This is a genomic window from Antrihabitans stalactiti, from assembly GCF_012932915.1.
Classification (GTDB): Bacteria; Actinomycetota; Actinomycetes; order Mycobacteriales; family Mycobacteriaceae; genus Antrihabitans; species Antrihabitans stalactiti.
In genome coordinates this window covers 1,037,330-1,061,121 of the sequence record NZ_VCQU01000001.1, presented here as the reverse complement: position 1 = coordinate 1,061,121, position 23,792 = coordinate 1,037,330, and the positions used below count along the sequence as shown (strand labels likewise).

Below are 23,792 nucleotides of genomic sequence, written 5' to 3'. Positions count from 1 at the left end.
ATCGGCCGGCGCGTCTGCACCTGAGCCGATTATTTTCAACTCAGCAAGACGCGCCACCCTCGCACAGCGAACGCTGTCGAGGGTCTTTTTTTGTTGTTAGGCGCCGTTGTTGTCTTGACCAACCAAGCGATCCGTAAGAAGGAAGCGAAAGTGAGCGCACCCACCGCACGGCCGGGGCCAGCCACCCGCAGGCCGACGCCCCCCGCAGGTCAGCCGTCTGTCGCGGCTCCCGCCACGCCCCCTACGACGCCTCGTCGTCAGCTTGCCCCTGAGCGGGTAACGGGCGCGCAGTCGGTGGTCCGTGCGCTCGAGGAACTCGACGTCGACATCGTCTTCGGCATTCCGGGCGGCGCAGTTCTTCCGGTCTACGATCCGCTTTTCGATTCGCACAAGGTTCGCCACGTCCTCGTCCGCCATGAGCAGGGCGCGGGTCATGCCGCGACCGGCTATGCGCAGGCGACAGGACGGGTCGGCGTGTGCATGGCGACGTCCGGACCAGGTGCAACTAACCTCGTCACCCCGATCGCCGACGCGCACATGGATTCGGTGCCGATCGTCGCGATCACCGGTCAGGTGCCGCGCCCGTCCATCGGCACGGACGCGTTCCAGGAAGCCGACATCTCAGGCATCACGATGCCGATCACGAAGCACAACTTCCTGATCACCGACGGTATCGACATCCCACGGATCATGGCGGAGGCGTTCTACCTGGCGTCGAGCGGTCGGCCCGGACCTGTCCTGGTCGACATCCCGAAGGACGTGCTCCAGGCGCAGACGACGTTCTCGTGGCCGCCGGAGATGCGACTGCCCGGCTACCGTCCGGTGACCAAGCCGCATGGCAAGCAGGTTCGTGAAGCAGCGCGACTGATCATGGATGCCAAGTCGCCCGTGCTCTACGTCGGTGGCGGCGTCATCAAGTCCGATTCGTCGCGCGAGCTGCTCGCACTGGCCGAGCTCACTGGAATTCCCGTGGTCACGACGCTGATGGCGCGGGGCAGCTTCCCGGACAGCCACTCGCTGAACTTCGGCATGCCCGGCATGCATGGCACGGTCGCCGCGGTGGCCGCGCTGCAGCGCAGCGACCTGCTGATCACGCTCGGAGCCCGCTTCGACGACCGTGTGACCGGCAAGCTCGACTCGTTCGCACCCAATGCCAAGGTGATCCACGCGGATATCGACCCCGCCGAGATCGGCAAGAACCGGTACGCGGACGTGCCGATCGTCGGCGACTGCAAAGAGGTCATCGTCGAGCTGATCGAGGCCATCCGGGCCGACCTCGCAACCGGCTCGCGAATCGAAATCGCCAAGTGGATGACCTACTTGGAGGGCGTTCGCAAGCAGTACCCCCTGGGCTGGGACGAGCCGACAGACGGCATGTTGTCGCCCGAATACGTCATCGACGCCGTCGGCAGGCTTGCCGGTCCGGACGCGATCTACTGTGCCGGCGTCGGCCAGCACCAGATGTGGGCTGCACAGTTCGTTCGCTACGAGAAGCCGCGTACGTGGCTCAACTCGGGTGGTCTGGGCACGATGGGTTACGCGGTCCCGGCCGCGATGGGCGCCAAGATGGGCCGTCCCGATGCCGAGGTCTGGGCGATCGACGGCGACGGCTGCTTCCAGATGACCAACCAGGAACTTGCGACGTGCGCCGTCGAAGGTATTCCGATCAAGGTTGCGCTCATCAACAACGGCAACCTCGGCATGGTCCGCCAGTGGCAGACGCTGTTCTACGGCGAGCGCTACAGCCAGACGAACCTCGGCACTCACACGCTCCGCATCCCGGACTTCGTCAAGCTCGCAGAAGCCTTGGGCTGCCACGGTATTCGGGTGGAGAAGCAAGAAGACGTCGAAGCGGCAATCCGTGAGGCGCAGGCAATCAACGACAAGCCGGTGGTGATCGACTTCATCGTGAGCACGGATGCTCAGGTGTGGCCGATGGTCGCCGCAGGCACCAGCAACGACGAAATCCAGGCAGCGCGTGGCATTCGCCCGTTCTTCGACGACGACGAGACCGTCGCCGAACCAGCGGTCATCCATGCAGCAATGGACAACGCCATCGGACAGGACGCGGCCGAATGAGGACCAGCCATACCCTGAGCGTGCTCGTCGAGGACAAGCCTGGCGTGCTCGCGCGAGTTGCGGCACTCTTCTCTCGCCGTGGGTTCAACATCGAATCGCTCGCGGTCGGCGGCACTGAGCTTCCCGACATCTCCCGCATGACCATCGTCGTCACCGTCGAGGACTCGCCGTTGGAACAGGTCACCAAGCAGCTCAACAAGCTGGTCAACGTGATCAAGATCGTCGAGCAGGATGCCGATGCGTCGGTCGCGCGCGAGCTGATCTTGGTCAAGGTCCGCGCTGACGCAAGCGTGCGCACCCAGGTGATCGAGGCGGCTACGCTTTTCCGCGCGAAGGTCATCGACGTGTCGCCCGATGCGTTGACCGTCGAGGCGACCGGAACTCGGTCCAAGCTCGACGCACTGTTGCGAATGCTGGAGCCGTACGGAATTCGGGAGATTGTGCAATCCGGAGTGGTCGCGGTCGGGCGCGGTCCGAAGTCGATCACAGCAACTCGCTAGTACTCATCAGATAGAGAAGGGAACCAACCAAGTGGCAGTCGAGATGTTCTACGACGACGATGCCGATTTGTCGATCATCCAGGGCCGCAAGGTCGCGGTGATCGGCTACGGAAGCCAGGGCCACGCGCATTCGCTGAGCCTGCGCGATTCCGGTGTCGAGGTCCGCGTCGGCCTGAAAGAGGGCTCGAAGTCGCGCGCCAAGGCCGAAGAGCAGGGTCTCGGCGTCGGCACGCCGGCGGAGGTCGCCGAATGGGCCGACGTCATCATGGTGCTCGCGCCCGACACCGCGCAGGCCGCCATCTTCAAGGAAGACATCGAGCCCAACCTGAAGGACGGCGACGCACTCTTCTTCGGACACGGCCTCAACATCCACTTCAAGCTGATCGAGGCTCCGGCCAACGTCACCGTCGCCATGGTCGCACCGAAGGGCCCCGGCCACCTCGTCCGTCGTCAGTTCGTCGACGGCAAGGGTGTTCCCGCGCTCATCGCGGTCCACCAGGACCCCAAGGGTGAGGGGCAGGCACTTGCCCTTTCCTGGGCCAAGGGCATCGGCGGCACCCGCGCGGGCGTCATCAAGACCTCGTTCAAGGAAGAGACCGAGACGGACCTCTTCGGCGAGCAGGCCGTGCTCTGTGGTGGTACCGAAGAGCTGGTCAAGACCGGTTTCGAGGTCATGGTCGAGGCTGGCTACGCGCCGGAGATGGCCTACTTCGAGGTCCTGCACGAGCTGAAGCTGATCGTCGACCTCATGTACGAGGGCGGCATCGCGCGCATGAACTACTCCGTCTCCGACACCGCCGAATTCGGTGGCTACCTGTCGGGCCCGCGCGTCATCGACGCAGGCACGAAGGAGCGCATGAAGGCGATCCTCGCCGACATCCAGGACGGCACCTTCGTCAAGCGTCTCGTCGCCAATGTCGAAGGCGGCAACAAGGAGCTCGAGCAGCTCCGCAAGGAAAACGCCGAGCATCCCATCGAGGTCGTCGGCAAGCAGCTGCGTGACCTCATGAGCTGGGTCGATCGTCCGATCACCGAAACTGCCTAACCCTTGTGAGTCTTTTCGGAGTCCGGAGAAGCTCCAACAGATTGACTCCGAAAAGACTCACAAGGACCCGGGCCACTAAGCTGTGGACCGGAAATTGCCATGCCTACCTGACCGGGGAGTCATACACGTGAGCCAGCCAGGCCGTCCCATTGTTCTGATCGCCGACAAGCTCGCTCAATCCACTGTTGAAGCGCTGGGCGACGGCGTCGAAGTCCGCTGGGTCGACGGCCCGGACCGTCCGGCTCTGCTGGCGGCAGTTCCCGAGGCTGACGCGTTGCTGGTTCGTTCCGCAACGACCGTAGACGCCGAGGTGCTTGCAGCGGGAACGAATCTCAAGATCGTCGCGCGCGCCGGCGTCGGACTCGACAATGTCGACGTCCCTGCTGCGACCGAGCGTGGCGTGATGGTCGTCAACGCGCCGACCTCCAACATCCACACTGCCGCCGAGCACGCGGTCACGCTGCTGCTCGCGGCTGCCCGCCAGATTCCCGCAGCGGACGCGACGCTGCGTGAGCACACCTGGAAGCGCAGCAAGTTCAACGGCGTCGAGATCTTCGGCAAGACGGTCGGTGTCGTCGGCCTCGGCCGGATCGGGCAGCTTTTCGCGGCACGCCTCGCGGCATTCGAGACGCACGTCATCGCATACGACCCCTACGTATCAGCCGCTCGCGCAGCGCAACTCGGCATCGAGCTCATCTCGCTCGACGAGTTGCTTTCCCGCGCGGACCTGATTTCGGTCCACTTGCCGAAGACCCCGGAAACCAAGGGCATCATCGGCAAGGAGAACCTGGCTAAGACGAAGCCTGGCGTCATCATCGTCAACGCAGCCCGCGGTGGCCTGGTCGACGAGGCCGCACTGGCCGAGGCGATCAAGTCAGGGCATGTTCGCGCTGCCGGCCTGGACGTGTTCGAGACCGAGCCCTGCACCGACAGCCCGCTCTTCGAGCTGCCCGAGGTCGTCGTGACCCCACACTTGGGCGCCTCCACATCGGAAGCCCAGGATCGCGCCGGAACCGACGTCGCCAAGTCCGTATTGCTGGCGCTCGCAGGAGAATTCGTTCCCGACGCGGTCAACGTGTCCGGGGGAGCGGTCGGCGAGGAAGTCGCACCGTGGCTGGAGATCGTTCGCAAGCAGGGCGTTCTCGTCGGTGCACTCTCGGGTGAATTGCCGGTGAGCCTGTCCGTCGATGTGCTCGGCGAGCTTGCGTCCGAAGATGTCGAGGTGCTGAAGCTGTCCGCCCTGCGCGGCGTGTTCTCGGCCGTCATCGAAGACGCGGTCACGTTCGTCAACGCACCTGCGCTTGCAGAGGAGCGTGGCGTCAGCGCGACGGTCACCAAGGCACCGGAGAGCCCGAATCACCGCAGCGTCGTCGACCTGCGCGCAGTCCACGCTGACGGCTCGATCACTAACGTGTCCGGCACGCTCTCGGGGCCGAAGCAGGTCCAGAAGATCGTCAACATCAACGGCCGCAACTTCGATCTGCGCGCCGAAGGTTTCAACCTCGTCGTGCACTACGAGGACCGTCCGGGCGCGCTCGGCAAGATCGGCACCCTGCTCGGCGAAGCAAATGTCGACATTCAGGCTGCTCAGCTGAGCCAGGATGCCGAAGGCCCGCAGGCGATCATCCTGCTCCGCGTCGACCAAGAGGTTCCCGAATCGGTCAAGACCGCGATTACCGAGGCGGTCGGCGCCAGCAAGATCGAAACCGTGAATCTGTCATGACGGGGCCATTGGTCGCTCCGCAGGCTCCGCTCCGGCTTGCAGTAATCGCAGGCGACGGTATCGGGCCGGAGGTCATCACCGAAGCCCTCAAAGCTTTGCGTGTTGTTGTCCCCGACGTGGCGACCACCGAGTACGACCTCGGTGCCCGCCGCTACAACGCGACCGGTGAGTTGCTGCCCGATTCGGTGCTTGCCGAACTGAAGGAGCACGACGCGATTCTGCTCGGCGCGATCGGTGATCCGTCGGTCCAGAGCGGAATCCTCGAACGAGGTCTGTTGCTGGCAGCCAGGTTTGCGCTCGACCATCACGTGAACCTGCGTCCGTCGCGGCTGTTTCCCGGCGTTGTCGGTCCGTTGGCGGGCAATCCGCCGATCGACTTCGTCGTCGTCCGCGAAGGGACAGAAGGTCCGTACACGGGCACCGGCGGCGCAATTCGTGTCGGTACGCCGCACGAGGTCGCGACCGAGGTGAGCACGAACACCCGATTCGGCGTGGAACGCGTTGTGCGCTATGCCTTTGCGAAGGCGCAGACACGGCGCAAGCACGTCACCTTGGTGCACAAGACCAACGTCCTGACGTTCGCCGGTTCGCTGTGGCAGCGCACGGTCGACGCAGTCGGTGCTGAATTCCCCGACGTCGAGGTCGCCTACCAGCACATCGACGCCGCGACGATCCACATGGTGACCGACCCCGCGCGCTTCGATGTGATCGTCACCGACAACCTTTTCGGCGACATCATCACCGACCTCGCCGCAGCGGTCACGGGCGGAATCGGCTTGGCCGCAAGCGGAAACATCGACGCGACAGGCACCAATCCGAGCATGTTCGAGCCGGTCCACGGCAGTGCACCGGACATCGCGGGCCAGGGCAAAGCAGACCCGACGGCGGCAATCCTGTCGCTCTCGCTTCTGCTCAACCACCTCGGGAACGCCGAAGGCGCCGCTCGAGTCGAGGCCGCGGTTGCCCACGACCTCGAATCCCGCACTCCCGGTGCGGCAGTCACCACCAGCGCCGTCGGCGACCGGATCGCAGCCGCTTTGTAAAGAGCCACCAACAACTGTGCGCGAGTCTTACCCCTCCAGGGGTGAAATTCGCTCACAGTTGGTTGGCGATTCTTGATGCCGCAAGGCATTTTGTTCGCCGCAGACGCAATTGCGCTTGCGTCGAACAAATCGCTCTGCGGGGGAACACTGGCTCACGCACAGTGACATCGGCTCGCTACGCGGTCGGGCTTTGCGCGCGCTCACTGGGAACCAGGGGAACGGCGACGGCGGCGATGACTGCTGTGACGGCGAACATCGCCGGGAATCCGGTCGACGCGATCAACGCACCGAACAGCGGCGGGATTGCCGAGGCGGCGAGGTTCTGGCCGGTGTTCTGGATGCCGAGGCCACGTCCGCTCCAGTACGGACCGGCGATTTCGGCGACGGCGGTGAATGCCAAGCCGTTGTCCGCGACCGTAACCACCGATGCCACAACGAGAATCGGGATGGCAATCGACCAACCGACGACGTCGGTGAAGGCCAAAGCGCCCATGGTTGCGGCAGCGGCGATGGCGACGTAGCGCAACGGTCGCATCCGGCTACCGAGCATGTCCGACCACGCTCCTGCCGCGATCCTGCCAACTGCGCCGAGCAGTTGCGTCACGGTGATCAGCGCACCGGCGGCACCGATCGACCAACCGCGGTCATGGGTCAGCCACACGAGACCGAAGGTCCACACGGTCGCCTGGGGTATGACCAGAAGCACGGACACGGCATGGATGCGCGCCAAAGTCGAACTTGTTTTGTACGGATTTTCGAGCAATCCGCTGGCTGCTGCCTCTTTGACGGGTGGCCGAGGTGGATCGATGATCCCGACCAAACAGGCGACCGCGGCAATTCCGGACAACACAGCAGGCACTGCCAGCGCAGCCGCAATGCCATGTGCCGCAGCAACAGTGGGGATCACGAAAGCTCCGATCGCGACACCGAGCGGCTGTGCCATCTGCCTGATGCCCATCGCGAAACCGCGCCGGTGGGCGGGGAACCAGCCGACGACGACGCGACCGCTCGCCGAGTTGGTGCTCGCTGCGGCCATACCGCCGAGCAGCAGGAACGCGCCGAGAGCAAGGTACGACGACGTCGTCGCGGCGATCGCCGCCGACACGCTCGCGCCACCGAGGCCCATGACCAGCACACGACGCTCGCCGATTCGGTCCACGACCCAACCCCAGGCAATCAGCGTCAACACAATGCCCACTGTGGGCATCGCGACGAGCAGACCGGCACGGGCGTAACTCAGCCCGTCGTCGTGCAACGCGGGAATCAAGAAGGCCGTGCCGTGGACGAACAGCGCACTCGACGACTGGGCAAGGACGCCGAGACCGAGCATGGACCATCTGCGGGCTGTGCCGACCTCCTGCGTCATCACCATCGTCCGTCTCGTCTCACTATTTGGGAACCGTATTCCACTGTGTGGATTCAGAGTCGAGAGTACACCGCCGGACCGCCGTCCTCTACCGGATAAAGGGCGCCAGCGCCCGCTGGCTAGACTCCCTTTCATGCGCCTTGGTCGAATTGCCAGTCCTGACGGTGTCGCTTTCGTCAGCATTGAAGGCGACGGTGACGAACGAATCGCCAAGGAGATTGCCGAGCATCCGTTCGGCACTCCTACGTTCACCGGCCGGAGTTGGCCACTCGCCGACGTTCGGTTGCTCGCTCCGATCCTGGCCAGCAAAGTGATCTGCATCGGAAAGAACTACGCGGCGCACGTCGCCGAAATGGGCGGCGAAGCGCCGGAGGATCCGGTGATTTTCCTCAAGCCCAATACTTCGATCATCGGACCGAACGCCGCGATCGTCCTGCCGCCGAATTCGAACAACGTGCACTACGAAGGCGAGCTGGCCGTCGTGATCGGTCGGCCCTGCAAGGACGTCCCTGCCGCGAAGGCGCTCGACGTCGTACTCGGCTACACCGTCGCCAACGACGTGACAGCTCGCGACCATCAGCGCCACGACGGTCAGTGGACCCGCGGCAAGAGCTACGACACCTTCTGCCCGCTCGGGCCGTGGATCGAAACACAGCTCGACCCATCGGATCTCGAAATCACCACGGAGCTCGACGGCGAGGTCAAGCAGCACAGTCGCACTTCGCTTCTGCTGCACGATATTCCGAAGATCATCGAGTGGATCTCCGCTGTAATGACCTTACTCCCAGGCGATGTCATTCTCACGGGCACGCCTGAAGGTGTCGGCCCGATCGTCGCCGGTCAGACCGTCTCCGTCACCATCGAAGGAATCGGCACGTTGTCGAATCCCGCCGCTCCCAAGAAAGTTCAGTGATGACCGACAGTTCGGTACGTGTCCGTTTCTGCCCATCGCCGACCGGCACTCCGCACGTCGGCCTCGTCCGGACCGCTCTCTTCAACTGGGCTTTTGCGCGACACCACGGCGGCACCTTCGTGTTTCGCATCGAAGACACCGATGCAGCACGCGATTCCGAAGAGTCGTTCGCGGCGCTGCTCGTTGCGTTGCGCTGGCTCGGACTGACGTGGGACGAGGGTCCGGAGGTAGGCGGACCGTACGAGCCATACCGGCAGTCGCAGCGTCGCGACCTCCACCTCGACGTGGTGGCGAAGTTGCTTGCGGCGGGAGAGGCGTACGAATCCTTCTCCACCCCTGAGGAAGTCGAGGCGCGGCACAAGGCGCTCGGGCGTGATCCGAAGCTCGGGTACGACAACTTCGACCGCGATCTCACCGACGAACAGCGCCAGGCTTATCGCGATGCAGGCCGCCCAGCGGTGGTCCGGTTGCGCATGCCCGATCACGACCTCACGTGGAACGACCTCGTCCGCGGCGAGACCACGTTCAGGGCGGGCACGGTTCCCGACTTCGCGTTGACGCGCGGGTCGGGAGATCCGTTGTACACCTTGGTGAATCCGCTCGACGACGCGACGATGAAGATTACGCACGTGCTCCGCGGTGAGGACCTGCTGTCGTCGACGCCCCGGCAGCTCGCGCTGTACGAAGCGCTGATTCGCATTGGTGTGGCCGAGTTCACGCCAGAATTCGGGCACCTGCCGTTCGTGATGGGCCAAGGCAACAAAAAGCTGTCGAAGCGTGATCCCGAGTCGAGCCTGTTCGTCCACCGCGATCGCGGTTTCATCCCCGAGGGCTTGCTGAATTACCTTGCGCTGCTGGGCTGGAGCATCGCCGACGACCACGACGTCTTCTCGCTCGCCGAGATGGTCGAGGCATTCGACATCTCGAAGGTCAATTCGAACCCCGCACGGTTCGACCAGAAGAAGGCAGACGCGATCAATGCCGAGCACATTCGGCTGCTCGAGCCTGCCGACTTCGCCGCGCGCCTGCGTGCCTATCTCACTGAGCGCGGCGATCTCCCGGCAGATGTCGACGACGCGACCTTCACGACGGCCGCCGAGTTGGTCCAGACGCGGATTGTCGTCCTTGCCGACGCGTGGGATCTGCTGAAGTTCCTCTTCGTATCCGACGACGAATTCGCGATCGACCCCGCGGCAGCGGCGAAGAATCTCGGTCCGGATGCGACGCCCGTTCTCGAAGCGACCATCGCGGCGCTGGAGGCGGTCCAGGAGTGGACGCCGGAACCGCTGGAAACGGCCCTGAAGGCCACGCTGATCGACGAACTGGGCCTGAAGCCTCGCAAGGCATTTGCGCCCGTCCGCGTCGCCGTGACCGGCAGCCACATCAGCCCGCCGCTGTACGAGTCGCTCGAATTGCTCGGCCGGGAGCGCACTCTCGCGCGGTTGCGGGCGGCACTGACCGCACAAAAGTAGCTCTGAACTGCTGGTTTGCGGTTTCCGGGGTGCTGTTTGGTACCCTCTTCTTCGGCCCGAAACAGGGCCTTTGGGGTATGGTGTAATTGGCAACACAGCGGTTTCTGGTACCGCCATTCTAGGTTCGAGTCCTGGTACCCCAGCAAGTTCAACGGATTTGGTTGCCGAATCACTGGCAGCTAAGCTTGCTGAGCTTCATGGAAAAAGTTCTTGGCCCCGTCGTCTAGCGGCCTAGGACGCCGCCCTCTCAAGGCGGTAGCGCGGGTTCGAATCCCGTCGGGGCTACAACGAAAGCTCCCTGACCGATCTCGGTCAGGGAGCTTTTCCTTTTGCGCCACATCGGCGCCCGCCCACATTTTGCCCACATTCAATCGAACGGTATCCAGGGCGATGAACGCCCTTCACCGACGCGCCTGCTGAGACAGCCAACGACGCCGCGGTATGCCGCAGCTCGTGCGGCGTGAAGTCTTCAGGACAGCCCGCGTCGATGACGGCCTGGTCGAACCACTGCTCGCGGGCCACCCTCGACCGCAACGGCTTTCCCGCTCGATCGCCGGCGAGGAAACGGGAGTGGAAGGCCCGTGTAGGCGAGAAAGAGCACCAGTACGCCCCAGCTGTCGGCTTTCGTCGCGAGCTCTTCCACCTGGGCCGCGGTGAGGTATCGGCCCTTCTTGTGCGCGACGCGGGGCAGGCTCGCTTTGTGGGCCGGATTACTTGGGACCCGTTTGTCGCGCACGGCGAGGTCGAGGATCCGCGACATGACGCGATGAATCCTCGTGACCGATGCTGTGGATTGTGTCTCAGCGAGTTCGGTCAGCCATGCCTGCACGTCGACGAACTCGACGGCGCCGATTGTGACCGACTCCCAGCGGCCGACGATGTGTTTGTCGACAATCCCTTGATAGCGGTACCGGGTCGACGGCGTGTGGCTCAACTTCCCGTCGAGCCAAGCTTGCGCCCACTCGCCTTCTCTTTGCTGTCGGTGCGATGCCAGTACGTCTGCTCGAATACAACACTTCCTGAGCGCAACGATTGGACGAATTGCTTTGTGCTGCTTCTGATGTGCCTCTACGCGCTCCGCAAGCCGCAGCACCCCCGAGTGGGAACACCGGCGGATCGTCGCGGTCAATCCAAACAATCGAAGAGCATTTCATTGGGAGCTCGATCTTCCGCGCACAAACCGAGCGCGGTCGGCCGGTCCCCGGCGTACCGTTCCTGACAAGTCGGGAATATCACCCAAAGGGGACACTGGGATGAATTCTTCACGGCATCAGTTGACGTTCGGCCGAAGGTTGGGTACCTGTGCTGCTGCAACGGCTTTCGTTGTCACGGGTGTCGGATGTTCGGACGATTCCGGCAGTGAAGCCAAGCCGGTGTCCCCGTCCACCACAGTTGTCGCCGGGTCCGACTTCTCGGGCACCTACTCCGTGCAGGGGGTGAATCGCCTGATCGATGGCAAGCCGCCGGCCGAACAGCCGGAAACCTTCTCCCTAACCTGGATCGTGCAATCGAAGTGCCCAGGAAACAACGCAAACGAGTGTGTCGCGGTGGCGCAATCGAGCACGCCCGATAATAAGACGAACCTCAACCGAGATCACATGGAGTTTGTGTTCACCGACGGCGCCTGGCTCCGCTCGGTTACCGCAGCAGATGTCGGCTGCACGCTCAACACCACCGGTAAACCGGCCGACGAAAAGTGGGCTGCCATCCACACAACTCGATTGACACCCGACGACCCCGCAGCCGGTCCGGTCGCGAAACTGTCCGGCACCATTGACGTTCTGCGTGGCGGGACCTGCCAACGGAAGTTACAGTCGGACATCACGCTCACTCGTACCGGCGATGTTCCAGCCGGAACTGCACCCTTGACGGTGACTGATACAGCTGCGGCGGTGACAGACTCGCCTGCGTTGCAGTGGCATGGGCGATACGAAGAAACCCGGGTGGTTGCCAGCGGACCGGGACAGCCGATCGGGAAACGCAGCACCCTCGAAATTCGTGTGACGACACAATGCACACGAGATGGATCGTTGTGCCTGGCCACTGTCGACCGGGGCGATGCCGGATACGGGGTGTTCGCATACCGAGACGGCACCTTCGAACGAAAATACAGTGCCGAACGTCAGAATTGCCCAGTCGCAGGAACCGTCGACAGCATTATCACCATCGAAGTCACCCCTGACGCTGGCTCACCAACCCCCTCCTTGCACGGGCTATCAACCACCGACTACCAGGGCGATTGCCCCGGAATGACGACCGCCGACCTCACCTACAAACGGATCGGTGACTAACTTCTTACTGGTTCCGACGTTCGACTAGTCGAAGTACGTCGCCGAGCCGGAACAAGGGCGGATCGTTGCGGTGTATCCATGTCGTCGTAATCGACCGAACCCTGCGCATGAATTGCCTCCAAAGTACGAATTTCCCGGCCGAGCGCAAGTATTGGGGCTCATCCCAATCGAGGGTGTAGGTGGCGTCTGAAGCCGCCGGTGACGAGGATCGAGCGCAAGGGGACTGCCGCCGGCCGCGGCATCGCCGACCGGGCGCAGCGCGGATCGGGTAGGTCAGCCGCCCCCGGCGATGTTGACCAGCCACGAGGTCCCGAACCGGTCGACGCACATCCCGAACTCGTCGCCCCAAGGCTGGGTGGCCAGCTCGACCGTCACGGTCCCTCCGTCCGACAGCGCCTGCCAGTAGCCGCGCAGCACCTCGGTGTCGTCCCCGCCGAGGCTGACCGCGAGGTTGTTCCCGGGCCGCAACGTCTCGCCCGGCAGCATGTCGGCGGCCATCAGCGTGAGGCCAGACGCTGTTTCCAGCTGGCCGTGCATGACCTTGTCGCCCATGCCGTGGTCGTCGGTGCCGAAGTCGCCGAAGTGGTTGATCGTGAGATCGCCGCCGAACACGTCCTGGTAGAACGCCAGAGCGGCCGAGGCATCACCCGCGAAGCTGAGGTAGGGGTTCAGTCGAGTGGTCATGGACCGACGATAGAGGGCTCATCCCACTTGAGGGGTGTAGTTGCGGCCTGAACCCGCCGGACTCGAGGAGTGATCTGGCGATGTAGTTCGTCAGGTTGCGGAACCCGAGGGCGGAGCCGCGGAGGTGCTCGAGCCGGCCGTTGATCGCCTCGGTCGGGCCGTTGGAGGTGCCGGGCCGGTCGAAGTAGGCCAGTACGTCGGCTCCTCGCTTCTTCAATGTGCGGCCCAGGTGATGATCTCGGTGAGGGCCTTCGGCACGCCAGCGCTGACAGACCCGATGAGCTTGACCATCAACTCTCGTCCCTTCGCCCGGTCGGGCTCACGGTAGGCGGCGATCATCCGCTGATAGATGCCCCAGGTGGCTTCGACCTCGACAAGGTGGTCGTCGGCGAACAGCGCGGAGAGGCGGGTCTTCTGTTTCTCGGTGAGCAGATCAGCACCGGTGTGCAGCGTGCGCCGCGACTTGTAGAGCGGGTCGTCCTTGCGTCCCCGGTGGCCGTGGCCGGCCTGCTGAACCAGACGCCGGCACTGGTCCAGCGCGTCGCCGGCCAAGCGCACCCCATGGAATGGATCCATCACCGCGACCACCTCGACCGCGTCGCGCCAGGCCTCGGGGCGGTCGGCGAGCCAGGTCTTGAGCGCCTGCTTGGACCGTCCCTTGACCATGTCCAGCAGGCGTGCGGGTCCGGTGCCGTCGCGGATGATCCCGGTGAGGTCGGTGATCACCGTGACGTACTTGTCCCCAGGTGAATCCGAATACGAAGCGGATAGCATGCAGGCCAGCATGGTTTTGAGGGCTCTGCCAGCACCTTTGGACGCCCTCTCAAGGCGGTAGCGCGGGTTCGAATCCCGTCGGGGCTACAACGAAAGCTCCCTGACCGATCTCGGTCAGGGAGCTTCTTTTTGTGCTGTCGCTCAGCACTCTCCGTCAGCGGCGGCACGAATACCGGCGATTGTGTCGCGCTGGTCGGTTGCGCTTGTATTGGGCCATTCAGGACGCGTTTGAACGTGAACGACAAATTCCTCGATCGTGCCGGCGATATCAGAGCCAGGGATTTCGCTCAGCTGCTTGATGAACGGCAGGACCTCGTTGCAGGCCTGCAAGAATTTCGCGGACTTTCCCGAAGCGTCCGGGATCGCGCTCGTTGTTGTACCGGCCTGCGGCGTTTCAGTGGTCGACACGGCAGTGGTCGAGACGGCATCTGGAGCCGATGTCGAGGACGCCGGTGCCAACGTCGAGGACGCCGTTGCCGGCGTCGAGACCGACTGGCTCGGCGGGATTGGGTCCGCATCTTTTGCGTCTCCACTGCTTCCACACGCAGCCGAACTCAACGCCGATGCGGCCAAAACAAAGATCATTACGCGCTTTCCCATACATTCCCCTCGCAGTAGTGCGCTCTGACCAATCGGTCAGGCAGCCTTTCTCATTATTCGGCCTTCTGAATCGCGGTAAGCACCTTCGCAGTGGCCGGGAAGGCGTCGATCCCTTCTTCGAATGTGGCATACGTGCCGTTGAGGGCGTAGAACGCCACGACTACCTCCTTGCCGCTAGCGGTGGTCATGTAACCAGCTTGACCGGCGGCGACGAACATCGAGTGCATCGCTCCGACGTTGGGACGCGCACTCAATCCGCTCTTGACCAGAATCTTGCCGTCATGGTTGATGTCCGGGAGTCCTTCTTTGAGCTTCGCTCCCCACGGCTGGTTCTGGATCCAGGTGAGCCACCGAACCATCGCCGCGGGGGTGGCCGACGCCGGGTCCGAGCCTTCGCCGTCGTAGATCTCGACGGTTCCGGGCTCGATGTCGGCGTTGGCGAACTTGCCGATGATGGTCGTCAGCCCGTCGTCGCAGTCGCGTGAGCCCGCCTTTTTCGCGAGGAGGCACAGCAGCGTCTCCGCGCCTCGGTTGTGACTGATCTTGGTCACGAGTTTGACGAGGGTGCTGGTCGGTGGGGACGTGAGCGACGCGACCTTGTCGGTGTAAGCGCTGTCCGAGGGGAGGGTGCCGGTGGTTTTGTCCAAAGGGGTATTCACAGCCAATCCGGCGCGACGGAGCGCCTCGATGAACAGAGCTCGGGCATAGGCCGCGGGATCGGGCGCGTAGACCGTCAGGTCGAGCTGCTTGGAGCCGATCGGCATGTTGCCACTCACGACGACGCGGTTTCCTGCTCCGAGTGTGGCGGTCGCCGTGAATTCGCTTCCGGCCGCGCTCGTTACGGCCTGGTTGACCACGTCGTAGAACCCGGTCTGCGGGCGCGTGGTCATCGTGATCGGATCGCCCGCCTTCGCACCCGGATCGACGAGGATGTCGAGGGGGTTGTCGTTGACCATGATCGACGTCAGCACGCCTTCTTTGGTCTCATCCGGCTCCCAGAGCTTGTCGTTGACGAGTACATCGCCCTCGATCGAGGTAATGCCTTTCGCAACAACTTCTTTGGCGAGCTTGTCTAGTCCGGCGAGTGGGTCGGCTTTCACGGGTTGCGAGGTCGGGATTGCGTAGGCATAGATGTGATCGTCAGGATCGATGTACTGCAGATCCCCATCGAGCACACCTCGGCTGCCGAGGATGAAATCGCCCGCCCCGACAAGGACCAGGTCACCTTGCAGCGTCGCACCGTTGCGCGCGCCGACGGCAAAGACGGGGGTCTCGAGCGTCGAATCTGCACCGAACTCGTCGAAATATGTTCCGGCCGTGAACAACTTCGTCGTCGAGCCGAGGAAGTTGAGTTCGTTCTCATCCTTCGCATAGAGGATCTTGCCGCTGCCTAGTTCTACGGCATCCCACTGCCACGACCCGTGCGCGAACGGCGCAGAGTTCACCACCGTGAGCGCGTCTGCGGGCAAGTCGCCGGGCGACGCCGACTCGTCCGACCCGCAGGCTACGAGGACCGCGACGCTGGACATGGCGATCGAACCGATCAGCCGCGAAGACATGGTCAACCTTCCATTCGGATGGATGTCGACGCTACGCGAAAGACCCCCCGACCATGAGCGTGGTCGGGGGGTCTTGGCTGCGTGTCGGTTACCCGCTCTTGCGCCTGAATTCGCGCTTGTGCTCGACCGGACCGTGGGCGCCGTGGATCTTGGAGCGACCGTCTTTGTGGTCCGCAGTAGGAGCGTTCTTGGTGTTCTTCTTCTCGAGGGCCTCGCGGAACTTTCGCTTTACGTCGTCATTCTCGGAATCCGTCATGGTCCGCCCTTCCGTCGCGACTTATATCTGAAGAACGTAGCGTGACCGGTTCGAAAGGTCACGACAATTTCGGTTGTTCGATGTACTGAGCTGTCGTTCCGCTCACCGGCATGTCGGGGTAGCCCAGCTTCCGGTGATCCCAGGACCGTACCCGGTGCGGGCGCACTCGAACTGCCACCCGTTTGCTGATCATTGCTTCGACGGCAGGGCGCATCTCCTCGGTGTAGGGCCCGGTGTAGCGCTCCCACACACCTTTTCCGACTTCGAAGATGAGGTCCTGATCTTCGATCACCTCGGCGTGCCCTTCGATCGACACGCCTCGGAGTTGGTCGTAGCTGTAGCCGGCCTCGACGTGGCAGGTGATGCGGTCGTCGCGTCGCAAGTTCACGACCTTCTGCGATTTCGCCTTGGTTTCGAACCAGATCTCACCGTCGATGAGGGCGTACCACATGGCAACCAGATGCGGAGTGCCGCTCGGACCGTTGGTGGCGATGGTGACGACGCGGCTCTGTTCGAGAAATTCGCGAACCTCGTCGTCCGACATGACGATCTGTGCACGCTGATTGACGCCCATCGCGCCACCCTACAACCGCTTGTGGAGCGCCTCCGCCGCAGCCAACAGGTCTGCCGCCCACCGTGCGCCGGGCCGCCGGCCCATCCGGTCGATCGGTCCCGAAACCGACACGGCAGCAATGACGTTCCCGCTCGAATCGCGCACCGGGGCCGACACGCTCGCGACGCCGGGCTCACGCTCACCCGCGCTCTGTGCCCAGCCGCGGCGGCGGATCTCCAACAGCGTGCGTTCGCTGAAGGTGGTTTCGGGCAGAATCATCCGTTGGGTCGCTGTATCCGCCCACGCGAGTAAGACTTTGGCGCCGGAGCCGGCGGTCATGGGAAGACGGGCCCCGACCAGGACTGTGTCGCGCAGCCCCGTTGGCGGCTCCATCGACGCGACGCAGACCCGAATAGACCCCTCGCGGCGGTACAACTGCACGCTCTCGCCGGTGATTTCGCGGAGTCGGGGGAGTACCGCTCCAGCGGCGTCGACGAGGGTGTCGTTCGCGCTTGCCGCAAGCTCGGACAGCGCCGGACCCGGTCGCCACAGACCGTCGGCGTCGCGCGCAAGGAGGCGGTGCACCTCGAGGCCCACCGCCAGGCGATGCGCAGTTGCGCGCGGCATCCCCGTCTTGTTGCAGAGCTCACTCAGATTGCATGGCCCCTCGGCGACCGCGTGCAGGACCGCGACGGCTTTGTCCAAGACTCCGATGCCGCTATGCTGTCTCATGTACCGATACTAGCGTCTCGCATACTGGGATCGTAGCAAACAGACTCGATGAGGTGGAGAAGATGGCTGACAAGCCCCGCACACTGGCGGAAAAGGTTTGGGACTCACACGTTGTTGCCAAAGGTTCGGGTACCGGCGACGCGCAGGAGCCGGACCTCATCTACATCGACCTGCACCTCGTGCACGAGGTGACAAGTCCGCAGGCGTTCGACGGTCTCCGGCTTGCCGGCCGCCCGGTGCGCCGGCCGGACCTCACCATCGCGACCGAGGACCACAACGTCCCGACGATCGATATCGACAAGCCGATCGCGGACCCGGTCTCGCGAACTCAGGTCGAAACGCTTCGTCGTAATTGCGAGGAGTTCGGTGTCAGGCTGCATCCGATGGGCGATCTCGATCAGGGCATCGTGCACGTCGTCGGCCCGCAACTGGGGCTGACGCAGCCGGGGACGACGGTCGTCTGCGGCGACAGTCACACCTCGACGCACGGCGCATTCGGTGCTCTGGCGATGGGAATCGGCACGAGCGAGGTCGAGCATGTGCTGGCGACGCAGACATTGTCATTGCGCCCGTTCAAAACAATGGCGATCACTGTGGACGGCGAATTAGGTCCGGGCGTGACGAGTAAAGATCTGATTCTTGCCGTAATTGCGAAGATTGGGACCGGTGGTGGGCAGGGCTACGTCCTCGAATACCGCGGATCGGCAATTCGCAATATGTCGATGGAAGCGCGGATGACGATCTGCAACATGTCGATCGAGGCGGGTGCCCGCGCCGGAATGATTGCGCCGGACGAGACGACGTACGCCTTCCTGAAGGGCAGGCCGCATGCCCCGGCAGGTGCGGAATGGGATGCGGCAGTGGCGGCTTGGAGCGAATTGGTGACCGACGAGGACGCCGTTTTCGACGCCGAAGTCCACATCGACGCCGCCGCCTTGACCCCGTTCGTGACGTGGGGAACCAACCCCGGACAGGGTGCACCGCTTGCCGACTCGGTTCCTGACCCGGAGCTGATCGTCGACGAGGGCGAGCGCTCGGCGACCGAAAAGGCCTTGCGGTACATGGACTTGCAGCCGGGAACGCCGCTGCGCGACATCGCGGTCGACACCGTCTTCGTAGGTTCGTGCACCAACGGCCGGATCGAAGATCTGCGCGCCGTTGCGAGCGTCTTGAAGGGTCGACGCGTCGCCGACGGTGTTCGCATGCTGGTGGTACCAGGCTCGATGCGCGTGCGCGCGCAGGCCGAGAAAGAGGGTCTCGGTGCGATATTCACCGGGGCGGGGGCGGAATGGCGCCAGGCCGGCTGCTCGATGTGCCTCGGCATGAACCCGGACCAGCTGTCCCCAGGCCAACGGTGTGCATCGACTTCGAATCGAAACTTCGAAGGCCGCCAAGGCAAAGGCGGGCGCACGCACCTGGTTTCGCCGCTCGTTGCTGCCGCGACCGCAGTGCGCGGAACGCTCTCTTCGCCCGCCGATCTCGACTGACCAACGCCCTGGACTGATAGGAGTTACCGATGGAATCCTTTACCTTGCATAGGGGAATTGGTGTCCCGCTGCGCCGTTCGAACGTCGACACCGACCAGATCATCCCCGCTGTATTCCTAAAGCGGGTGAGCCGTACGGGTTTCGAGGACGGCCTGTTCGCCGCCTGGCGCAACGACTCGAACTTCATTCTCAACGTCCCGCCGTACGACAAAGGCAGCGTTCTGGTCGCTGGTCCAGACTTCGGCACCGGATCCTCACGGGAGCACGCAGTTTGGGCGCTGTCGGACTTCGGATTTCGGGTCGTCATCTCGTCTCGATTCGGCGACATCTTCCGCGGCAACGCGGGCAAAGCGGGCCTTCTGGCGGCGTTGATGGAGCAATCCGACGTCGAACTGCTCTGGAAACTCCTCGAAAGTCAGCCCGGTCTGGAATTAGTTGTGGACCTTCGTGAGCGAACAGTTTCGGCCGGAACAACGGTGCTGCCCTTTGACATTGACGACTACACGCGATGGCGTCTGCTGGAGGGTTTGGACGACATCGGATTGACGTTTCGGCAGGTAGAAGCCATTTCTGAGTTCGAAAAGTCAAGGCCGTCTTGGAAACCCACGACACTTCCGGCGCGAGTTTCGACACCTGAGAGCACCGACTTCGAAGGCTGAATCGTTTGATCGGTAGCTTTGCGAAACAGGTCATTTTTAATGAAAAATGCCCTGGCACATAGACTCTTGTGGTTTTGTTGTTTACCGTATAACCAGTCGGTCCAACGATGGACCCATTAGTTTGCGGAGGAATTTCAATGAACAAGGCGGAACTCATCGACGTTCTGACCGAGAAGCTTGGGGCGGATCGGCGTACGGCAACCGAGGCAGTCGAGAACGTTGTGGACATCATTGTGCGCGCAGTGCACAAGGGTCAGAGCGTCACGATCACCGGATTCGGCGTATTCGAACAACGCAAGCGCGCGGCCAGAGTTGCTCGTAATCCCCGGACGGGCGAGACCGTAAAGGTAAAGCCCACTTCGGTTCCCGCGTTCCGTCCCGGCGCGCAATTCAAGGCCGTAATTGCCGGAAAGCAGAAGCTGCCGTCCAGCGGCCCTGCCGTCAAGCGCGGAGCGGCGTCCGTGCCGGCAACGAGGGGTGCAGCCAAGAAGGCCCCCGCGAAGACCACGGCCCGTAAGACGACCGCAGCCAAGGCTGCGCCTGCCAAGGCCGCTACGAAGGCCACAGCGGCCAAGAAGACCGCTGCCAAGGCGCCTGCCAAGACTGCAGCCAAGACGACTGCCGCAAAGAAGGCGCCCGCAAAGACCACTGCTCGCAAGGCAACTCCAGCCAAGGCGCCTGCGAAGGCCACAGCGGCCAAGAAGACCGTCGCCGCCAAGGCACCGGCCAAGACGACGGCCGCCAAGAAGACAGCCGCGCCCGCCAAGAAGGCTCCGGCAAAGCGCGCAGCAAAGAAGTAGCCCCCAAAAGGGTTCCGAATACGGCAATACGCCCTCCCTGCAATTGCAGGGAGGGCGTATTCCTGTTCGACGGCTAGGTAAGTTTCGGTGGGAGTGGCGTGTCGATGTGGTCGACGGCTACGAGGCGACCATCGTGCAACGACAGGACCCACATACTGGCTTTCCGATTTCGGGCCGGCGGCAATCGCACGCCGTCCTGGTCGGCCCACCACTTCAACAAATCGGGTATTACCTTGCCCTGACTGCAAATTACACGGATGCCATTCTTTCCGGCGATCTTGCGCGCGCGGTTTCGCCCCGCGCCAGGATCGGACGCATAACTCTCTTCCGACAAGGTCGGCTCGAGTCGAATATTCGCATCGAGCATGTGCGCCAGCGGTTCGACCGTTTGTGTGCATCGGACGCGGTCTGCCGAATGTATATGCGTCGCGCCGAAAGCGAGCATTTGCGGCACAAGTGCGAGCGCTTGGAGTTCGCCCGACTTGTCGAGCGGTCGCAGCGTGTCGTCGCCCTTGTAGCGCGAGCTGCGCCCGGCTTTGGCGTGCCGAACAACGAGGACCGTCTTGGTATCCACCGGCCGCGCCATGAACCTACGCATCACCCTGCGATCGATGGGATACGAAATATTGTCGAGCACCTGCGAAACCGGAACCCAGCGCAGCACATCGACTTCTCGGTTCGGCTCGAATTCGCCACCGATCGATTCGGCCGCCCAATAGTCGACCCGCTTGCGCCGTCGACTACCCGGTACCGGATAGGCCACTCGGTCGAGATGGCGACCCAGCAGGCACGTCATCCCCGTCTCCTCGGCGACCTCGCGGACCGCGGCGACGATCGTCGTCTCACCCTGTTCGACTTTGCCTTTGGGAAACGACCAATCGTTGTACCGCGGGCGATGAATGAGTGCGATCTCGAGCTCGGTGCCCTTCTGCGGACGTCGCCACAGAATGGCGCCGGCCGCTAATATCGCGGTCTTGCTGGGACTTTCGAGCGCTGAACTCACAGACTTCCTCCCCGAGCCTATAACCTACGACGCGGTCGATCGCCTCTGCTGCATCATCGCTTCCTGATGCTCACGGACCTGCTCACCCCTGGCCGGTGAGGCAACCCAGCTCCCGTCGCTCTGGAGCACCCAGCACCGCGTCGTCGGGTCGAGCGCCGAATCGAAGATCTCGCCCAGTTGCGTGGCGAGTCTCGGATCCTTCACCTGGGCCATCACTTCCACTCGGCGGTCGAGGTTGCGGTGCATCATGTCCGCACTGCCGATCCAGTATTCGTCGGAACCCTGGAAGTGCAGTACTCGCGAATGCTCCAGGAATCGGCCGAGAATGGAACGGACTTCGATGCGCTCGCTCAGCCCCTCGACGCCGGGTTTGAGTGCGCAGATGCCGCGCACGACGACCTGGACCTCGACCCCGGCTTGCGACGCCCGGTACAGCGCGTCGATAACCTGCTCGTCGACGAGTGCGTTGGCCTTCAACCGAATACGGGCGTCGCGGCCCGCCTTCTTGTGCTCGATCTCGCCATGGATCCGCTCGATGATGCCGCGCCGAACACCGTACGGCGCAACGAGAAGGTTGCGGTATTGCTCCTTGCGCGAATATCCGGTCAGCGAGTTGAACAGGTCGGTGAGGTCCGCGCCGATTTCCGGTGCGGCGCTGAACAACCCGACGTCCTCGTAGAGTCGCGCAGTTTTCGGGTTGTAGTTGCCGGTGCCGATGTGGCAGTACCGGCGGATTGTCGCGCCCTCACGCCGTACGACAAGACAGGTCTTGCAGTGCGTCTTGAGGCCGACGAGGCCGTAGACGACGTGCACGCCTGCTTGCTCGAGTGCTCTGGCCCACTTGATGTTTGCCTGCTCGTCGAATCGTGCCTTGATCTCGACGAGCGCGACCACCTGCTTGCCCGCCTCGGCGGCGTCGATGAGCGCGTTGACGATCGGGGAGTCACCGGAGGTGCGGTAGAGGGTCTGCTTGATAGCGAGCACCTGCGGGTCGGCGGCGGCCTGTTCGATGAATCGCTGCACGCTGGTGGAGAACGAATCGTATGGATGGTGAACGAGCACATCGCCTTCGCGCAGCATGGCGAAGATGCTCTTCGGCGTCTCGCGCTCGCCGAATGCGGGATGCGTTGCAGGCACGAAGGGCTTGTCTTTGAGCGAAGGTCGGTCGACGCCGTAGACCTGCCACAGGCATGAGAGGTCGAGCAGTCCGCTGACCTGGATGACGTCGCCCGGATCGACATCGAGTTCGCGCAGCAGGACTTCGAGCATGTGCTCGGTCATGTCGTCAGCGATCTCGAGCCGCACGGGCGAGCCGAACCGGCGGCGCGCGAGCTCACGTTCCAGTGCCTGCAAGAGATCCTCGTCGCGATCTTCTTCGACTTCGAAGTCGGCGTTACGCGTGATCCGGAAAGCATGGCTCTCAGCGATTTCCATGCCCGGAAAGAGGACATTGAGGTGAGCGGAGATCAACTCTTCCATCGGCAGGAACGCGGCGATGGCGGTCGGCCCTTCGCCGCGCTTGACGCGGACGAATCGTTCGACGTTGTCGGGGACCTTGACGCGCGCGAAGTGCTCACCGCCGGTGTTGTAGTCCTTCACGGTGACTGCGAGGTTGAGGCTCAGTCCGCTGATGTAGGGGAACGGGTGCGCTGGATCGACCGCAAGCGGGGTCAATACCGGGAAGACCTGCTCGTGGAAGTACGCCGACAACCGTTCGCGCTCTTGATCGTTCAGATCCGACCAGCGGATGATCGCGATTCCCTCGGCAGCCAATTCGGGAAGGATCTGTTCCATGAACACGCGCGCGTGTTTGTTCGAGATCTCCTGGGTCCGACTGTTGATGATCTTCAATTGCTCTCGCGGAGACAGCCCGTCGGCAGACCGCACCGACAGTCCGGTCTCGTCGCGGCGCTTGAGGCCTGCCACACGGACCATGTAGAACTCGTCCAGATTCGAGGCGAAAATGGCGAGAAATTTCGCGCGTTCCAACAGCGGAAGCGACGCATCTTCGGCGAGCGCGAGGACGCGCGAATTGAAGTCCAGCCAACTCAATTCACGATTGAGGTAGCGATCTTCAGGTAGGCCGACGGTGTTGACGTCGATTGCCTGCGTGGCGGCAGGCGGCGCTGTCGGGATCGACGGTGGCGCGTCCCCTGTCCGGCCGTTTTCCAGTTGCTGACCGATTTTCTCCGGAGTGCTCACGTCACGATCATCCACCACTTCACCCACGTGGGAGAAGTTTGTCGGATCGAA

At 63.2% G+C, this 23,792-nt stretch carries 21 protein-coding genes, 2 tRNA genes and 1 pseudogene; 14 read left to right on the top strand and 10 right to left on the bottom strand.

What is annotated here, in order from left to right:
* Positions 1–150 precede the first annotated feature (150 nt).
* The 5 genes from FGL95_RS05120 (at position 151) to FGL95_RS05100 (ending at position 6,390) form a co-directional block, all read left to right on the top strand.
* Entirely contained in the window at positions 151–2,079 is a 1,929-nt protein-coding gene (locus tag FGL95_RS05120) for an acetolactate synthase large subunit (protein ID WP_169585063.1), read from the top strand.
* On the top strand, positions 2,076–2,579 hold the full coding sequence (gene ilvN / locus FGL95_RS05115; RefSeq protein WP_169585062.1) for an acetolactate synthase small subunit: 504 nt from the start codon (positions 2,076–2,078) through the stop codon (positions 2,577–2,579). The genes FGL95_RS05120 and ilvN overlap by 4 nt, the downstream gene beginning before the upstream one ends.
* 43 nt (positions 2,580–2,622) lie before the next feature.
* Positions 2,623–3,624 (top strand): ketol-acid reductoisomerase, encoded by a 1,002-nt coding sequence (gene ilvC / locus FGL95_RS05110; RefSeq protein WP_240962789.1) that lies wholly within the window; start codon positions 2,623–2,625, stop codon positions 3,622–3,624.
* Positions 3,625–3,751: 127 nt separating this feature from the next.
* Positions 3,752–5,347, top strand: coding sequence for a phosphoglycerate dehydrogenase (gene serA / locus FGL95_RS05105; RefSeq protein WP_169585060.1), 1,596 nt, complete (start codon positions 3,752–3,754; stop codon positions 5,345–5,347).
* Positions 5,344–6,390: a 3-isopropylmalate dehydrogenase gene (locus FGL95_RS05100; protein WP_169585059.1), complete on the top strand. Its 1,047-nt coding sequence runs from the start codon at positions 5,344–5,346 to the stop codon at positions 6,388–6,390. Before serA ends, FGL95_RS05100 begins: the two co-directional genes overlap by 4 nt.
* A 175-nt stretch (positions 6,391–6,565) precedes the next feature.
* Here FGL95_RS05100 and FGL95_RS05095 read toward each other — a convergent pair whose 3' ends face one another.
* Positions 6,566–7,762, bottom strand: a complete 1,197-nt coding sequence (locus FGL95_RS05095) for an MFS transporter (RefSeq protein WP_206071436.1) — start codon at positions 7,760–7,762, stop codon at positions 6,566–6,568.
* Between the two features lie 127 nt (positions 7,763–7,889).
* Here FGL95_RS05095 and FGL95_RS05090 point away from each other — a divergent pair, with 127 nt between their 5' ends.
* From FGL95_RS05090 to FGL95_RS05075, 4 genes are all read left to right on the top strand, one after another.
* Complete coding sequence (locus tag FGL95_RS05090; protein ID WP_169585058.1) at positions 7,890–8,669, top strand: fumarylacetoacetate hydrolase family protein; 780 nt, start codon at positions 7,890–7,892, stop codon at positions 8,667–8,669.
* Positions 8,669–10,141 (top strand): glutamate--tRNA ligase, encoded by a 1,473-nt coding sequence (gene gltX, locus FGL95_RS05085; RefSeq protein ID WP_169585057.1) that lies wholly within the window; start codon positions 8,669–8,671, stop codon positions 10,139–10,141. Before FGL95_RS05090 ends, gltX begins: the two co-directional genes overlap by 1 nt.
* Positions 10,142–10,212: 71 nt before the next feature.
* Positions 10,213–10,284, top strand: a tRNA-Gln gene (locus FGL95_RS05080).
* A gap of 69 nt (positions 10,285–10,353) precedes the next feature.
* Positions 10,354–10,426 (top strand) — tRNA-Glu (locus FGL95_RS05075).
* Between the two features lie 184 nt (positions 10,427–10,610).
* Here FGL95_RS05075 and FGL95_RS05070 read toward each other — a convergent pair.
* Entirely contained in the window at positions 10,611–11,075 is a 465-nt protein-coding gene (locus FGL95_RS05070) for a hypothetical protein (protein ID WP_169585056.1), read from the bottom strand.
* A gap of 319 nt (positions 11,076–11,394) precedes the next feature.
* On the opposite strand from FGL95_RS05070, the gene FGL95_RS05065 reads away from it, so the two are divergent.
* Positions 11,395–12,432, top strand: a complete 1,038-nt coding sequence (locus tag FGL95_RS05065; RefSeq protein WP_169585055.1) for a hypothetical protein — start codon at positions 11,395–11,397, stop codon at positions 12,430–12,432.
* Between the two features lie 273 nt (positions 12,433–12,705).
* Here FGL95_RS05065 and FGL95_RS05060 read toward each other — a convergent pair whose 3' ends face one another.
* Both FGL95_RS05060 and FGL95_RS05055 read right to left on the bottom strand, forming a co-directional pair.
* Positions 12,706–13,116, bottom strand: coding sequence for a VOC family protein (locus tag FGL95_RS05060; protein WP_169585054.1), 411 nt, complete (start codon positions 13,114–13,116; stop codon positions 12,706–12,708).
* A gap of 25 nt (positions 13,117–13,141) precedes the next feature.
* Positions 13,142–13,860 (bottom strand): annotated as a pseudogene (locus FGL95_RS05055) (transposase); the annotation flags it as partial.
* Positions 13,861–14,188: 328 nt separating this feature from the next.
* Here FGL95_RS05055 and FGL95_RS05050 point away from each other — a divergent pair.
* Positions 14,189–14,518 carry a hypothetical protein gene (locus FGL95_RS05050; RefSeq protein WP_169585053.1) on the top strand — a complete coding sequence of 110 codons (330 nt, stop codon included), beginning with the start codon at positions 14,189–14,191 and terminating at the stop codon, positions 14,516–14,518.
* 25 nt (positions 14,519–14,543) lie between these two features.
* On the opposite strand, the gene dacB is transcribed toward FGL95_RS05050, so the two are convergent.
* The 4 genes from dacB to FGL95_RS05030 form a co-directional block, all read right to left on the bottom strand.
* Positions 14,544–16,049 carry a D-alanyl-D-alanine carboxypeptidase/D-alanyl-D-alanine endopeptidase gene (gene dacB / locus FGL95_RS05045; protein WP_169585052.1) on the bottom strand — a complete coding sequence of 502 codons (1,506 nt, stop codon included), beginning with the start codon at positions 16,047–16,049 and terminating at the stop codon, positions 14,544–14,546.
* Between the two features lie 88 nt (positions 16,050–16,137).
* Positions 16,138–16,305 carry a DUF5302 domain-containing protein gene (locus tag FGL95_RS05040; RefSeq protein WP_169585051.1) on the bottom strand — a complete coding sequence of 56 codons (168 nt, stop codon included), beginning with the start codon at positions 16,303–16,305 and terminating at the stop codon, positions 16,138–16,140.
* 58 nt (positions 16,306–16,363) lie between these two features.
* Positions 16,364–16,879: a pyridoxamine 5'-phosphate oxidase family protein gene (locus FGL95_RS05035; protein WP_169585050.1), complete on the bottom strand. Its 516-nt coding sequence runs from the start codon at positions 16,877–16,879 to the stop codon at positions 16,364–16,366.
* A gap of 9 nt (positions 16,880–16,888) precedes the next feature.
* Positions 16,889–17,590, bottom strand: a complete 702-nt coding sequence (locus FGL95_RS05030; protein WP_169585049.1) for an IclR family transcriptional regulator — start codon at positions 17,588–17,590, stop codon at positions 16,889–16,891.
* 62 nt (positions 17,591–17,652) lie between these two features.
* Between FGL95_RS05030 and leuC the strand changes: the two genes are divergently transcribed.
* The 3 genes from leuC to FGL95_RS05015 all read left to right on the top strand — a co-directional run bounded on the left by leuC (position 17,653) and on the right by FGL95_RS05015 (position 20,536).
* The gene (gene leuC / locus FGL95_RS05025; RefSeq protein WP_206071435.1) at positions 17,653–19,077 is read left to right on the top strand and encodes a 3-isopropylmalate dehydratase large subunit; all 1,425 of its coding nucleotides are present in this window, start codon (positions 17,653–17,655) and stop codon (positions 19,075–19,077) included.
* Between the two features lie 29 nt (positions 19,078–19,106).
* Positions 19,107–19,736 carry a 3-isopropylmalate dehydratase small subunit gene (leuD, locus tag FGL95_RS05020; protein ID WP_169585047.1) on the top strand — a complete coding sequence of 210 codons (630 nt, stop codon included), beginning with the start codon at positions 19,107–19,109 and terminating at the stop codon, positions 19,734–19,736.
* Positions 19,737–19,873: 137 nt separating this feature from the next.
* A complete protein-coding gene (locus tag FGL95_RS05015) occupies positions 19,874–20,536 on the top strand; it encodes an HU family DNA-binding protein (RefSeq protein ID WP_169585046.1) in 663 nt (220 codons plus the stop codon).
* Between the two features lie 73 nt (positions 20,537–20,609).
* Here FGL95_RS05015 and FGL95_RS05010 read toward each other — a convergent pair whose 3' ends face one another.
* Positions 20,610–21,539, bottom strand: a complete 930-nt coding sequence (locus tag FGL95_RS05010; RefSeq protein WP_169585045.1) for an NUDIX domain-containing protein — start codon at positions 21,537–21,539, stop codon at positions 20,610–20,612.
* A gap of 24 nt (positions 21,540–21,563) precedes the next feature.
* A complete protein-coding gene (locus FGL95_RS05005) occupies positions 21,564–23,741 on the bottom strand; it encodes an RNA degradosome polyphosphate kinase (RefSeq protein ID WP_169585044.1) in 2,178 nt (725 codons plus the stop codon).
* Positions 23,742–23,792: the final 51 nt, after the last annotated feature.